General features: G+C 71.3%; 10 protein-coding genes. 3 read left to right on the forward strand and 7 right to left on the reverse strand.

From position 1 onward, the window contains the following. Positions 1-11: 11 nt before the first annotated feature. The 4 genes from AB0M43_RS12980 to AB0M43_RS12995 form a co-directional block, all read right to left on the reverse strand. Positions 12-7094 carry a ricin-type beta-trefoil lectin domain protein gene (locus AB0M43_RS12980; protein ID WP_363724046.1) on the reverse strand — a complete coding sequence of 2361 codons (7083 nt, stop codon included), beginning with the start codon at positions 7092-7094 and terminating at the stop codon, positions 12-14. A 200-nt stretch (positions 7095-7294) separates the two neighbouring features. Next, entirely contained in the window at positions 7295-7591 is a 297-nt protein-coding gene (locus AB0M43_RS12985) for a hypothetical protein (RefSeq protein ID WP_363724047.1), read from the reverse strand. Then, a complete protein-coding gene (locus tag AB0M43_RS12990; RefSeq protein ID WP_363724049.1) occupies positions 7588-8034 on the reverse strand; it encodes a hypothetical protein in 447 nt (148 codons plus the stop codon). The genes AB0M43_RS12985 and AB0M43_RS12990 overlap by 4 nt, the downstream gene beginning before the upstream one ends. 292 nt (positions 8035-8326) lie before the next feature. Continuing rightward, positions 8327-9343 carry a helix-turn-helix domain-containing protein gene (locus tag AB0M43_RS12995; RefSeq protein WP_363724051.1) on the reverse strand — a complete coding sequence of 339 codons (1017 nt, stop codon included), beginning with the start codon at positions 9341-9343 and terminating at the stop codon, positions 8327-8329. 137 nt (positions 9344-9480) lie between these two features. Here AB0M43_RS12995 and mraY point away from each other — a divergent pair, with 137 nt between their 5' ends. After that, positions 9481-10593 (forward strand): phospho-N-acetylmuramoyl-pentapeptide-transferase, encoded by a 1113-nt coding sequence (gene mraY / locus AB0M43_RS13000; protein WP_363724052.1) that lies wholly within the window; start codon positions 9481-9483, stop codon positions 10591-10593. A gap of 281 nt (positions 10594-10874) precedes the next feature. Here mraY and AB0M43_RS13005 read toward each other — a convergent pair whose 3' ends face one another. Then, positions 10875-11405 (reverse strand): Lrp/AsnC family transcriptional regulator, encoded by a 531-nt coding sequence (locus AB0M43_RS13005; RefSeq protein ID WP_363724054.1) that lies wholly within the window; start codon positions 11403-11405, stop codon positions 10875-10877. 119 nt (positions 11406-11524) lie between these two features. Between AB0M43_RS13005 and AB0M43_RS13010 the strand changes: the two genes are divergently transcribed. Further along, on the forward strand, positions 11525-12544 hold the full coding sequence (locus AB0M43_RS13010; RefSeq protein WP_363724056.1) for an asparaginase: 1020 nt from the start codon (positions 11525-11527) through the stop codon (positions 12542-12544). A 114-nt stretch (positions 12545-12658) separates the two neighbouring features. Continuing rightward, positions 12659-13114, forward strand: a complete 456-nt coding sequence (locus tag AB0M43_RS13015) for an HD domain-containing protein (protein ID WP_363724058.1) — start codon at positions 12659-12661, stop codon at positions 13112-13114. A gap of 107 nt (positions 13115-13221) precedes the next feature. Here AB0M43_RS13015 and AB0M43_RS13020 read toward each other — a convergent pair whose 3' ends face one another. Both AB0M43_RS13020 and AB0M43_RS13025 read right to left on the reverse strand, forming a co-directional pair. Continuing rightward, the gene (locus AB0M43_RS13020; RefSeq protein ID WP_363724060.1) at positions 13222-13479 is read right to left on the reverse strand and encodes a hypothetical protein; all 258 of its coding nucleotides are present in this window, start codon (positions 13477-13479) and stop codon (positions 13222-13224) included. Positions 13480-13722: 243 nt separating this feature from the next. Then, on the reverse strand, positions 13723-14691 hold the full coding sequence (locus AB0M43_RS13025; RefSeq protein ID WP_363724061.1) for a DUF916 domain-containing protein: 969 nt from the start codon (positions 14689-14691) through the stop codon (positions 13723-13725). Positions 14692-14698: the final 7 nt, after the last annotated feature.

The raw sequence follows: 14698 nt of genomic DNA on the forward strand, positions 1-14698 counted from the left end.
TCCTACTTTCCCTATCCCCAGGTGAGATCCAAACATACCCCCGCGTTCCCGCAGGTGCCGGGCGTAGCCGCGTTCTTCACCCGGACGCTGAGATCGGTGCTCGTACCGCCCTGCGCCGCGACCGATTCGCCGATCTGATATCCCGCGTAGTTGTTCCGCATGTCGACCCGCGATTCGCCCGCGCCGAACTCCGGAACTCCATCCCCGTGGGGCATGTTGTCCAGCTCGTGTGAAACGGCGAGCATCTCCGCCTCCTTCTCGGGGATTCCGGAGAGTGCCATCTGCCCCATCCAGAAGGCGTGGTGGAAGGCGTTCCACTGCCGCGCACGTCGGTTGTTGGCAGGGTCCTTGATGTTGAGCCCCTCCACGCTGCCGAAGGCTTCGTCCGCCGCGTGGTCCGCCGACTTCTGGGCCGCTAGCGCCTTGGCGCACAGGACGGGACCCACGCTCAGACACCAGGCGGCCTCGTAGCTGTACTCCTTCTTCGTCGAGTCCGAGACCGGGGAGAGAAGATTGATCGGACTGACGACGGTGCCGAACATCCTCCTCATGTCCTCGGCCTCGCGCTGCTGGCGCCGCTCGTTGTCAGTCATCCCGCCTTTGGGAGGAGTGCCGCACTGACCCCAGTTGCACTTCTTCCGGGAAGCAACCGCCGCCGCCTTCTCGTTCTGATCGGCCGTTTTCACACACTGGTCCCGGTCCCCATAGCTGTTTCCACCAAGCGTGCAGCCCAGCGAATCCTTGACGGAGCCCGGACCGCCGCCGTCCCCGCTGGTATCACGGTTCTGTCGACCACTCGGATCACTGGTTGTCGCGGGCGCGTTGTTGGCGTAGGCGTAGCCGTTCCAGGACTGGGGGTCGCCGGCGTCGAAGAGCGGGTCGACGGAGACGAACCGCCCGAGCGCCGGATCGTAGTCACGCGCGCCGATGTGGACGAGACCCGTGTCCGGGTCGTTGACCCCGTCCACGAAGCCCCGCTGGGTAGGCCAGGTCACCGCCGTGCCGCGCGCCCCGCCGAACGGGTCGGTCCGGCGGCGCGTGACGGTCAGGTCGGACGCTTTGATGCTGGTCTGGCTGGTGCCGTGGTGGTCGGCGACGATCCAGGAGAGGCCGCCCGCCGTGGTGCGCACCGCGCCCGGGTACGTCCGGACCGCCGTCGCCGCCGACGCGGGGGTGTTCGCGTGCAGCTCCGTCGAGCCGAGGTAGACCGTGGTGCCGGTGGAGTCCTTGCGCAGGATCCTGCGGTCGTCCGCGTCGTAGACGAAGTCGGTGGTGGGGCCTGCCGCGACAGCGACCCTGGAGAGTTTGCCCAGGTCGTTCCACGTGTACGTCGCGGTGTTGTGGGCCGTGGTGTTGCCCGTGTTGTCGTAGCTGAACGTGTCGGTCGTCGTCGGCGCGGCGGCGCCGATCTTGGTGTCGACCTTGGTCAGCGAGTGCGCCCGGGGCTGGCCGGCACCGGGGGTCGTGTAGGTCCGCAGGGTGTCCGTCGCGACGGCGCCACCGGCGTGCTTGAGCTCCGTCGACCGGTTGCCGGCGGCGTCGAAGCCGTAGGTGGTCCAGTACGGGTCGGCGCCGCCCAGCACGCCCGCCGTCGGGGACGACTGGCACACGGTGTCGGCCGTCGTCCACGACTCGGTCATCCGGCGCAGGCCGTCGTAGCCGAAGCACTGGTTGGAGACCGTCGCCCCCGCGAACGTGTCGTTGATCCCCACGACGTTGCCGGCCAGGTCGTAGGAGTACTTCTCCGTGTACCGCTCGTCGAACGCGCCCGGCGTCCCCGGCCGTTCCGTGTCGACCTGCGCGCTCGTCAGTCGGGTCGTGACCTCCTGGCGGGCGGAGGTCACCCTGACCTGCTTGGACGCCGTACCCATCACCGACTGGTACACGCCGCCGTCGAAGAAGTACGTGACGTTGGCGAGGTAGCTGTCGAGCCCGACGACGGAGGTCTGCTGTCCCGCCGCGTTGTAGCCGAAGGTCACCGTCTCGGCGGCGAGCCCTCCGGCGGCCGGGTAGGTGATCGAGGCCGGGGCGCCGTTGGCCTTGTAGGTCGCGGCCGACGTGTACGTTCCCGCCAGGGTCGTGCCCGCCGACGCGGGAATCGTCACCGAGGTGCCCAGTGGCCGGTACGCGTCGTCATAGTCGGTGACCGCGGTCGTGTAGTCGCCGGTCGCGTCGTGCCGAGTCGAGGAGGTCAGCTGGCCCTTGTCCAGGGTGTCGAACACCCACGAGGCCAGCTTCGTCGCGCTCGTCGAGTCCTTGTACAGCCCGGTCTTACGCCCCAGGTTGTCGTACTCCACCGCCGTCTTGCGTGCCGCCGCGTCCAGGGTGGTCAGCGGCTTGCCGGCGTTGTCGTAGGTCATTGTCGTCGTGCCGGTGTCCGGGTCGGTCTTCGAGGTCACCCGGTCGCGGCGGTCGTACACGGTCGTCCAGGTGCTGCCGGCCGTGCTGGCGGTGGTCTGCCGGCCCTGGCGGTCGTACCCGAAAGTGGTGTCCTGGAACGAACCCGTCGGCGCGGCGCCCAGGAACTGGCGGACGGTCGTCGTGAGCCCACGGGCGTCGGCGAACACCGTCGAGGCGGTGCCGCCCGTCGGCGGGGTGGTCGTGACCCGGTCGCCGTCGTAGGCGCTGGCGGTCTGGGAGTGCTTGACGTTGGTACCCCACAGCTCGTCGGTCAGGGTCCGGCCGAGGCCGTCGTAGGTGTACCGGTGCTGGGTGGCCGCGTCCACGTCGGCCACCGCCACGAGTGACGCGGCCGGCGCGCCGACGTGTTTGAGGACCGTGGTCCGGTCCGTGCGGCCGACGCTGTCGAACCTCGTGTCCGCGACGGCCGTGTGGCCGTCCTGGGTGACTCCCTGGGTCTGGCGGGCACGCAGCCGGCCGTCATAGAGGGCGTACGAGTCGATGGTGGAGGTGCCGTCCGGGGCGAGTTTGCTGGTCTTGGCCCAGTTCACGGCTGTGTTCGACACCGAGTACGCGACCGCGACGTCCGGCACGGCCGAGGTCGGCCGGTTGTTCGACCAGCCCTTGGTCAGCCGTCCCAGCGGGTCGTACCGCAGGGTACGGGTCTTGGTGTTCACGTCGGTGGTGGTGAGGGGCAGACCCCGGCCCGGGTCGAGGGTGACGGAGCTGGTCCAGTTCGCCACGTTCGTCGTCGTGACGGCCGTGACGGCGACCGGCCCGGAGGCCGGCGTGAAGGCGACCGTCGTCGGACGGTCCAGCGCGTCGTAGGTGACGACCGGACGACCGTTCGTGTCGTAGTCGGCCCGGCTGGCCATCTTCCAGTCCCGCACGCCGGCGGCCACGTCGGCCAGCTTCGAGGACTTCCTCGGCAGCCCCAGGGTGGGCGCGACCCCGTTGCCACCGGTGTCGTAGTTGATCTGGGTTCCGGACAGATGGTCGGCGTCGCCGGGGCTGGCCGCACAGGTCGTCGTCACCGTCTGGGACGGGAAGTCGATGAAGTACGGGGCGCCGTCGTCGCGGGCGTAGTCGACGTGGGTGCACGTCTCGTCGCCGTTGACGGCCAGGTCGCCCTGGTTCTTGGTGTCCACCGGCAGGTTGTAGATGTCGAAGGTGGCTTCCGTCTGGGTGCGGCGCCAGGAACTCGTCGCGGCGATCCACGTCCGGTTGCCGGTGGCGGTCTCGTTGGTGCGGTGGGAGTAGAAGTGCGGGCCGCCGACCGGGGAGACCCGGTGACCGGTCTGGGTGGTGGCGTACCCGTGCGTGGTGGCCGCCGCGATGCTGCCGTCCCCGTTGATGGTGCGCGACTCGAGCACCTTGCCGGTGAAGGGCTGCTTGTCGATGTACCGGCCGACCCACTGCTGCGACCGGTGCGTCGAGACCGCGCAGTCCGCCAGGACCGGGGTGGCCAGCATCAGCGCGTTGTCCCCCGGGTCGAGGCACCGCCCCGAGGCCGGGTTCTTCAGGGAACCGTCGGCCTGGGCGACCCAGCGCTGGTTGGGCGCCGCGACCCCGCCGCTGGCGACGCAGTCCCACAGTTGCACGGCCGTGCCGGCCGTGGTGCCCGAGCCGACCAGGTCCAGGCAGCGCCCCGAGTAGGCGCTGAGCAGGCTGCCGTCGGTGCGCAGGGTCCAGGTCTCGGCTTGGGCGCCGTTCGTGCCGCCGCAGTTGTCGGTGCGGACCAGGCCGCCGTTGCCGACCCAGCCGGCGGCGTTGATGTTCAGGCACCGGTTCGCGTCGGACGTGACCAGGGCGTGGTTGTTCTTGGGCATCAGGTTCTGCCGGTAGGAGCCGTCGCAGTCGTTGATGATCAGCTCGGCGCCGTAGCCCCGGGCGCCGCCGGCCGTGTCCAGGCAGCGGCCGGAGAACACGTTCTTCAGGCTGCCGTCGGGCTGCTCCTGGAACCACTGGGTGGAACTGGAGGTGTTGCAGGTCCAGAGCTGGATCCGGGTACCCGGCCACGCCGACCCGCCCACCAGGTCGAGGCACTTGCCGGACTGGGGGTTGATCCAGTTGGAGTTTCCGGCGGCGTCGTTGGAGCGCCACCACATCTGGTTGAAGTCGTTGTTGCAGGGTGCCAGCATGATGCCGGTGCCGTCCGCCATCGTCCAGTTCGGCCGGTCGACGCACATGCCGCCGCTGCCGGCGACCTGGTGGGACAGGTTCGGGGTGCCGAGCGGGAGGGTCGCGCCCGCCCGGCGGGCGGTCCACTGCTTGACCTCCGGGTCGCCGGTCGCGCGGGCGTCGCTGTCCATGCCCCGGTGGTAGACGGTGGTGGTGGTCTGGGTGGGGGCCGTGCCGCCCGCGCCGTGCACGACGCTGACCGTGGAGTAGCCGGCCCAGGCGGACCACGAGCGGTGGCGGAAGGACGAGCCCTCGTTGCCGACGATCCGCCACAGGGAGTTGTCGCTGGACTCACCGGTGGAGTACCAGTACCGCCAGGTCTCGTCCGGGCCGCCGCCGGTCAGGTCGACCTCGGTGACGGAGTCGACCACGTACTTGTGGAACCAGGCGTAGCCGGCCGAGCTGGTCACGTCGTACTGGCCGTACTGCGGAAAGCACCGGTACGGGTTCGAGTCCGACACCGGGACGAACCACCGGTTGCACTCCGTCACCGAGTAGGCCACCCGGGTCTCGGAGCCGTGCCCGGACTTCACCGTGCCGATCCGGTTGTGCCCGTAGGCCCCCAGGCCCCACGCGGAGCCGTAGCGCACCCGGTTGGCCATGGGCGTGGGCACGAAGGTCATCGTGGGCTCGGCCAGGCTGGAGCCGTCCGGGGAGAATCCGACATGGGTGACGCTGTCGAGCCACAGGTGCTTGTCCCGGGTGGCGCCGGAGTCGTCGTCGCCGATCACGGCCTCACGGAACGAGTGCCCGAGATCCCACCTGTCCACCGTGCGGTACGTCGAGCCGGTCCAGATCTTCGTGGTGACGGTCGACAGCTTCCACGGCGTGAGGTACACCGGCACCGGGGTGTTCGGGCACGCCGTGTCCGACCAGCAGAACGTGTCCCACGCCGCGTCCGGGTAGTCGGATCCGGTGCAGGAGTTGATGCAGCGCAGCGACGTCCCGAACTCGATCCGCGCCGATCCGCCCGTGGTCGCCTCAGAACCGGCCCGGGTGCCGTACTCGATCCAGTCCACCGCCGCCGCCGAGTGGTACTGCACCACGCCCCAGTAGGAGTTGTTGAGCAGTCCGGTGCGGCCCAGGTAGCGCTGGTAGTGGTAGGTCATCGAGTTGCCGCGCGGATCGACCACGTAGTCGAGGTTCCACCGGTAGGCCTGGGCGCAACCCGAGTACGCGATCCCCGAGGCGTTGTAGCACGGCTCGCCCGCGTTGTTGCCGTACACGTGGGTCTTGAGCACCGAGTCCGTCGTCATCGTGTCGCCGACGTAACGCTTGTTCTTACCGAAGAAGTACTGCACCCCGTCCTTGTCTGTCAGCCGCCAGTACTCGCCGTCGTTGTCCTCGTTGGCCGCACCCGTCAGCCGGTCGATGCGCAGGCCTTCGTCGTCCCTGCCCCGCCAGACACCGCTCGTGCCGTCGCGGACCAGCGGCATGGAGCGGCCGTTCCACAGGATCGTCGCGTTGTCGGAGAACCAGCAGTTGTCCGAGGTCGTCCCCGTGCCGTCGGTCTTGCACGGCCGGTAGGCGCGCTCGATGAACCCGGGCTGGTAGTCCCAGCCCTCGCCCACCCACGAGGACTGGCCGTTGGCCGCCGACGTCTGGCCGTCCGCGCCGCCCGAGTCGTACGACAACGCGACCTGCGGAACAGGGCCGCCCGTGCCCGGCGGCAGCGCGAACGGGTACGAGTAGGAGAACCCGCCACCCTGCGAACCGGCCGCCCACGACGAGGACTGCGACAGCGGGGTGGCCGTGAAGTCCCCGCCCGCCGACGAAGACCCCGACACGGCCGCCAACGCCATCGGCGCCGCCCCGGACTTCGCGCTCCCCGATCGGGCACCCTTCGACGGCGGCGTGACGTCCTCCGAACCCGGGCCCGCCGGCACCGGCACCTGGGCCGTCACCTTGCCCGCCGCGTTGCGGGAGCCCAGTTCCGTGCGGGTCTGGCACTCCTTGCGCTCCGGCGTCGTCAGCGCGCACGCCGGCAGCTGGACCAGGCGCAGCCGGCCGCCGTAGTCCGCGCCGAACGCGTTCGTGAAGTCCGTGTAGTCCAGCGACACCTCGGCCCGGCCCGTCGACGCCACCTCGTCGCCCCGCGCCACCGACAGCAGGACGCCCGCGCCCACCTGTGCGGCCTTCGCCGGCTCGACCACGGACACCCGGACCGACGCCGGGGAGGACGGCTCCGTCGACCGGGAGCGGGCCGCCTCGCGGGCGGACAGCGGTTCCGGTCTGTCCACAGAGGTCGCGGTCACCTTCAGACCGCCGATGCTGGCGGCGGGGGCGTCCACCGTCACCACACCGGAACCCGCCGACGGCAGGGTCTTGTGGTCGATCGCGGAAACCCCGGGCACCATGGGGGTACCGGGCTTCGCGGCCACCGCGCCCGTCCTGGACAACCGCTCGTTCAGGCCACCCGCGCCCGAACCCGGGGCCGCCAACGCGGGCACGCCCGACAACATCGACCCGACCAGCGTGGCTGACACGACAGCCAACAGCGAAATACGCCGCACGACGAACACCCCCGAAGTCCCTGCACAGCAAACAGCGGGGACGCTACGGACCGGGCTCAGGCGGCACAAGACCCGCTTTTGGTTCGCCCACAATCAAGCGCAATATTCCCATTTGTCGATGGATGGCGAGCTGGGCAGCTTCAGGCCACCGAGTCCCGCCGGACACCCGCAAGACGGTGCAGGGCCGGCGCCTGACGGCCCTACACTTCCGAAACATCCAGTAGACGAACGCCCGAGCCGCCCTCGCCCAGTGTGCCTGTCAGGAGAACCTTGGCCGAGTGTGGCGGGTCGACCAGATCCACGGCCATCTCGTACCTCCACATCCCGGCGACGGTGAGCGGACCCGCCGACGGCACATCCTCGCCGTCCGGACCGACGGCGCGAAACCGTTGCCCGCAGACCAGTTCCCCCTGTAGACAGCGGACTACGCACTTCACCTGCGTCGCGGTCAGGACCTCAACGCCCAGTACCGCCAGAACGGTGTTGGCAAAAGTCACTTCTCCCCCGTTCCCGAAGTCGGGGTCGGAGCTTGGGTCGGGGCCGCATTCGGAGCCGAAGCCAGGGCCGAAGGGGAAGCCGGGGCCGAAGGCGGGGCGAGAGCTGGGGCTGGGGCCGGAGCCGGGGTCTGGGGCGGGCCGGTGAGTGCGCCGGCCAGCAGCAGCCCGAACCCGATGATGTGGATCGGCATGCTGACCGCGGAGATCACGGTGTGCGCCAGGGCGATGCCGAAGACCTTCATCAGCGGCCCCGTGGCCAACATCAGTCCGTGCGTGACCAGGATGTTCAGCAACGACACCAGGCACCCGGCCAACGCCAAACGGGCGCGCCGTCCCCGTTTCGGCAGCAGCACGGCGGCCAGGGTCGCCCCCGCCAGCGGCGTCAGTACCGCGACCAGGAGAAGGAAGAGGTCGAAGACAGCGGCTACGCGATACTCGGTCACGCTCGTATCGTGTACGGACCGGCCGCGGGACGCACCTGGATATGTTCACGCTCACAGAGCCCCCACCCCAGGTCAGGCTCCCGGCGGGCCGTTCAGACAGCGGACGCCTTCCCATGGACCAGCCGGCCCGCGCACCACCGTCCCGGGGCCGACACCACGACAGACACCGGACCGAACGCCACCGCCGGCCACGGCACCAGCACCGCCAGCACCGACCACGCCAGCAGCGGCAGCTGCCACGCCAACGCCAGCAGTCACGGCCACGACTACGGCAAGCCCCAGAGACGACGCCTCACTCGGGCGGAACCAGGTCAAGGGCCGCAGGCCCCGGCGGGGCGAGGAGCTGACCACCGAGCTCGGTGTGCGTGTACCGCACCTCCCGCCCATACCGGTGCCGACTCAGCAACCCGGCCTGATGCAGCACCGCCAGATGCTGCGACACACTGCCGGGCGTCAACCCGGTCCGCGCGGCCAGCGCCGTCGTGGTCACCGGTGTGGCGGTCAACTCCAGCAACCGCGCCCGGTTCGCCCCCAGCAGCCGGGCCAGCGACTGCGGCCGGTGCTGCCCGGACGACTCCCACAGCGTCCCCACGGCCCGCGCCGGGTAGATCGCCGACGGCGGGTTCCAGTCCGACTGGGTCAGCATCACCCGGTGGTCGAGGAACAGGCTGGGCCGCAGCGGCAACCCGGACCCGGCGACGGCTACGTCGATCCGGAACGCGTCCTCCACGAGCAGCCGGTCGCCGGCCCAGCTGGTGCTGGGGTGCAGGGTGTCGAACAGCAGCCGGGGCCCGCCCTCGGCGAACTGCCGGGACCGGTGGCCGATGTCGGCCTCCAACAGTGCCCGCATCCGGGGCCAGTGCGGCAGGATGGCGGCCCGCCACCAGGCGTCGACGGCGTCGGCGATCCGGGGCAGCCAGTGGGCGGGGTCCCCGGCGGCGGCCCGGGCGAGCGGGTGCAGGGGGGCGGCGGGGCGGTGGGTGCTGAGGATGTCCACGGCCACGATCTCGGGCGGGGTGGCCCGGACGGCCGCGACCTCCTCGCCGATCTCCACGAGCGGGTCGCCGGGCGGCGGGACGAGGAAGTCGGGCAGGGGGGCCTTCGGGCGGGCGAACGCGGTCAGGAGTTCGACGTGCGGGGTCAGGGCGGGCTGGGCGGCGACGGTGCGGGCCCAGCGGATCCAGGGCAGGTGGCAGGCGTGCCGGGACGGGTCGGCCAGCGCCCAGAGGCTGGTGACGGTCTCCCAGATCGGGGAGACGCAGAACCGGATCTCGGCGAGGTCGGCGACCTCGAACCGTACCTGTGACATGCGACCTCCACCCGACCAGGATTCGCCTCAGCCTAAAACAATGGGTGTTTGCCGCGCTGTCCCGTTGGCTGGGGACACCACCAGGGTCCCTGTGTCACGGGGGCACAGGGACCCCTGCCCAGGAACGGAGCCGCCCTGTGCGGGCTGTCATCGCCGCGGCGTTCGTCGCCTTCGTGCTGTCCCTGTTGATCACGCCGTTGGCGGCGCGGCTGCTCCGGGCGTTGCGGGCCGGTCAGCCGATCCGGTCGCTGGGCGCCGCGACCCACACCGGCAAGCAGGGGATGCCGACGATGGGCGGGGTGGTGTTCATCGTGGCGACGGTGCTCGCCTACGCGGTCGGGCACGGGGTGCTGGCCACCATGCCGGCCACGGCCACCCGGAGCGCCGGGGTGACCGTGACCGGGGTGGTGCTGCTGGGGCTGCTGGTCTGCTGCGGGGTGGTCGGGTTCCTCGACGACTGGATCAAGGTCCGGCAGAAGAACCCGAAGGGCCTGAGCAAGAAGGGCAAGATCATCGGCCAGGTACTGGTCGGGGGCGGCCTCGGCTGGGTCGCGCTGGGCTTCCCGCGCACCGTGAACGGGTACACGATGACGGTGGGCAGCGAGTACCTGTCGCTGGTGCGGGACATCGACTGGCTGCGGACCGGGCAGGTGTTCGCGATCGTCGTCTTCGTCTTCGTGATCATGTCGATGAGCAACGCGGTGAACCTGACGGACGGGCTGGACGGCCTGGCCACGGGCGCGTCGATCCTGGTCCTGATGGCGTACACGATGATGGCGTTCTGGCAGTACCGGCACTGGTGCCCCGACTACCCGGCCAGCCAGGCGGGCGCGTACTGCTACTCGACCCGGGACCCGTTGGAGATCGCGATGGTGGGCGCCGCCGCGGCCGGGGCGCTCCTCGGTTTCCTGTGGTGGAACACCTCACCGGCGCGGATCATCATGGGCGACACCGGCGCGCTGGGGCTGGGTGGCCTGATCGGCGGCATGGCGATGGCCACCCGCACCGTGCTGCTCACCCCGATCCTGGGCGCCCTGTTCGTGATCATCACGATGTCGGTCGTGCTCCAGGTGATCTCGTTCCGGACCACCGGCCGGCGGATCTTCCGGCTGTCGCCGCTGCACCACCACTTCGAACTGGTGGGGTGGAGCGAGGTGAACATCGTGGTCCGGTTCTGGCTGGTCGCCGGGTTGGGCGTGCTGACCGCGCTGGGCGTGTTCTACGGGGCGTTCCTCCAGGCCTACGGCTGACGGGTCGCCCCGGACGACCCGCGTGCCGGGTGCCCGGCTGACAGGTGCGCGGGCCGACCGCGCGTGCCCGGCTGGGTCGACTGGCCGACTCGCGCGCCAGATGCCCCACTGACAGGTGCGCGGGCCGGCCCAGGTGCCGGGTGCCCGGCTGACGGGTGCGCGGGCCGCGCGGCCCCGCCGGGTTCCCGGGGGACGCCGGCAGGCGGGCCCGCACGCGCCGGCCGGCCCGGCGGACCGATGCGCGCCGGGTCGGGCGCCGCCGTAACCCTCTGATCGTGGTTTCAGGGTCTGCGGCGGCGGGCCTGGGCGCGCGGGGTGATCAGCGACGGGGTGCGGACCGGGTCCGGCGGGCGGAGGGCGTCCTTGCGGACCTGCTCGTAGACGATCGAACTGTGCACCGCGACCACCTCCTTGCGGGTCTGCACCTCGTCGAGGACCAGCTGCTGGAGGTGGCGGGTGTCGACGCAGGCCACGTGCACCAGGAAGTCCGCCTCGCCGCTCACGTGGAACAGGGCCCGGACCTCGGGGACGTCGAGGGCGAAGTCCACGAACCGGGCGAACACCTCGCGGGTGTGCGGGCGGACCTGGACCGCGAGGATCGCCTGCACCGCGAGGCCGACCGCCTCCGGGGAGACCTCGGCGTGGTAGCCGACGATGACCTGGCGTTCGCGGAGGCGGCGGACCCGGTCCAGGCACGTGGAGGGGGCGATCCCGACCTGGGCGGCGAGGTCCTTGTTCTGGATCGTCGCGTCGGACTGGAGGCGTTCGAGGATGGCCCAGTCGATGGCGTCGAGCCTGGTCGCGGAATCCATGACGACGACGATACGGGCGGGGGCGGGGATTCCGCACCCGATTCGGTGAGGGGCGTCAGATCCGTGCTGGATCCGGGAAGTCTTGTGCCGGGTCGGGGCCGGGCCGGAAACTCGCGCACATGCAGACCTCGCCGCGCCACGCCACGCCGTCGTTCCGCGCCGCACCCGGGGCCGACACCCCGGCCGGGGCGCCGGTCGAGCCCGTCGTGCTCGCCGAGGTCGTGCGGTCCGGTTTCGTCGAGGGCCGGCACCGGGGCTCCCTGGTGATCCTGGCGGCCGACGGCACGGTCGCCGCCGAGTACGGCGACGCGCGCACCCCCATGCTCCCCCGGTCCTGCGCCAAGCTCGCCCAGGCCGCCGCCGTCGCCGCCGCGGGGGTCGACCTGCCCGGCCACCTCACCGCGCTGTCGGCCGCGTCGCACTCGGGCGAGGACTTCCACGTCGCCGGGGTGCGGGAGATCCTGGCCAGCGCCGGGCTGTCCGCCGACCTGCTGCGCACCCCCGCCGACCTGCCCTACGAGCGCGAACAGGTGCACCTGCGCGCCGGCGGCGAGGCCAGCCCGCTGCTGATGAACTGCTCCGGCAAGCACGCCGCCATGCTCGTGGCCTGCGCGGTGAACGGCTGGCCGCTGGACAGCTACCTCGCGCCCGGGCACCCGTTGCAGGTCCTCGCCCGCGACACCCTCGCCGACGGGGCCGGGGAGCCCGTCGCGTGGACCGCCACCGACGGCTGCGGGGCGCCCGTGCACGCGATCAGCCTGACCGGGCTGGCCCGGCTGTACCGGACGGCGGTGCTGTCCCCCACCGGCTCCCCCCTGCGGCGGGTGGCGGACGCGATGCGGGCCTTCCCGGAGTACGTGGCCGGCGAGGCGCGGCTCGACACCCGGCTGATGCGCGCCGTGCCGGGGCTGCTGACGAAGGTCGGGGCCGAGGCGGTGCAGGTCGGGGCGCTGCCCGACGGGCGGACGTTCGCGGTCAAGGTCGACGACGGGGCGCAGCGGGCCGTGCGGCCGGTGCTCGGGGCGGTGCTCGCGGGGCTCGGGGTCGGCGGGGACGTGGTCGACGAGATCTGCCGGGTCCGGATCCTGGGCGGGGGGCGCGAGGTCGGCGGGGTACGCGCGGCGGCGTGGTTGGGGTAGCGCCGCGCGGGGGTGACTCCGGACACCCGGGGCGGGACGGCGGGGCACTCCGGCTGTCCCAGCCGGCGGGAAGTGGTAGGCATGAGTCATGCAGCCGGAACTAGGGAGATGTCGATGAGGCAGTGGGAGTCACTGGAGGCCATCGACGCCATGGCCACCACCCTGCACCGACGGCACGTCGACAAGAGCGGGGCGCCGTACATCGAGCACTGCCGGGCGGTGGCCCGGATGACCGCGGCGAACGGCGGGACGCTCGTCCAGCAGATGGCGGCCCTGCTGCACGACTCCGTCGAGGACGTGGACGTGACGCTGGACGAGCTGGTCGGGCTCGGCGTGGCCCCTGAGGTGGTGGTGCTCGTGGACGCGATGAGCCGCCGGCCCGAGGAGTCCCAGGAGGAGTACCTGGGCCGGCTCGTCACCACCCGGGACGCGATCCTGATCAAGCGGGCGGACATCGCGCACAACTCGAGCCCGGAGCGGCTGAGCCATCTGGACGAGGCGACCCAGGCGCGGCTGCGGCTGAAGTACGCGGCGGCGTCGGCCAGGCTCGACGCGGCCGACCCGCGCTGACCCGTTCGGGCCCGGGCCGGCCGTGGAGCAGACCCGCCTCACCCCGAGGCCCGGAAACCAGCCCTGAGAGGCCCCGGGCCGGTCGCGGAGCCGCGCCCGGTGGTTGTCTAGGCGTTGACCGACGTCAGGGACGCCAGCGCCTCGCACAGCCGCTCCGCCTCGTCCTGCCACGCGTCGAACTCGATCCGGTCCTCGGCGACCGTCACCGTGACCGTGGTGAGCAGCCCCAGCTCCTGCGTCGTCGGCCCGGACATCTCCGCGACGGGCAGCGTGCGTCCACCGAGGACGAGCCGGTCGGCGTGCAGCTCGGCGTCGACGAACTCGCCCGCGACGTAGGCCCGGCAGCGGAACAGTGCGTCGTTCATGTGTCTTTCCCCCAGCGTGATCCCCATGACAGTGTCCGGGGGATCCTGCCACACACTGTCCACTACCGTCAGTGAAAAAACCGACAGTCCTTCTCGGACATCTCCCCGCGATCGTCACTCAGTGCTATCAAAAACACAACGAGTGATCTTTGTCGGGTACTTGACCGCCGTGACCGCCCATCCGGGGCCACAAGCGCCGGTACTCCCGCCGGTCCGCCGGATTCCCGCCGGTCCGCCGGACGGCTACGCGAGGGCGGCGGCCCGGGTCACCAGGGCGCGGCGACGGCGACGGACCACCCGGACGGCGAGGACCAGCCCCACGGCGAGCACGAGCCCGCCCAGCGGCAGCCACGGCGGCGCCCACACCGACCCCGACCCGGTGGCCACCGCCAACCGGCCGTCGGCGCTCTTCGGGTTGAACGTCACCAGCGCGGTCAGCCGGCCCAGCGGGGCGACCCCGCTGATCTTCCGGGTCACGGCGATCTCCGACCCGGGCAGCATCTCCGGGATGGCCGCGTCCCCCGTCTCGCCGAGCCCGACGCCCAGCGGCGCGCGGGCCCGCACGTTCGCCGCGCCGGAGACCCGGACGTTGCCGGAGTTGCGCAGCCAGTACGTGACGGTCATGTCCCCGCCCGCGAACGGGTTCCACGGGTTGTCGTACTCCACCTTGACCGAGGTGACCTCCGTGTACGGCCGCACCGGGCCCTCCACGCGGACGTACACCCGGGCGGCCACCCGCTTGTCGACGTTGACCTTCTTGCCGTCCGCGCCGGTCTGCACCTGGCTGACCGAGGCGATGATGCCGCCCGCGTGGTCGCCGGGCGTGACGTTGGCCGGGACGGTCAGCCGGAACGGGATGTCGACCCGCTTGCCGACCGCGATCGTGTACTGCTTCGGCGTCAGGTCCGTCCAGCTGCCCAGGTCCTTGGCCTTCTGGCTGGCCGGCAGCAGGCCGTACGCGCCGTCGGTGGCGGTGAACGCGTCCGTGGCGTACACCGACAGGGTCAGGTCCTGGGAGCTGAGGTTGCTGATCCCCACGTAGTCGAGGATCTGGTGCCCCGGCGCGGCCTTGTACTCGAAGGCACCCCGGCCGTTGGGGCCGTTCTCGGTGGAGGGCTGCACCGCCCACCGCAGCTCCTCGGCGGCGTGCGCGGGCGCGGGGACGAACACCGCGAGCAGCGCGAGTACACAAAGAATCAGGAAGCGTTTCATGGCGGCA

This window comes from Longispora sp. NPDC051575 (genome assembly GCF_040681875.1).
GTDB lineage: Bacteria > Actinomycetota > Actinomycetes > Mycobacteriales > Micromonosporaceae > Longispora.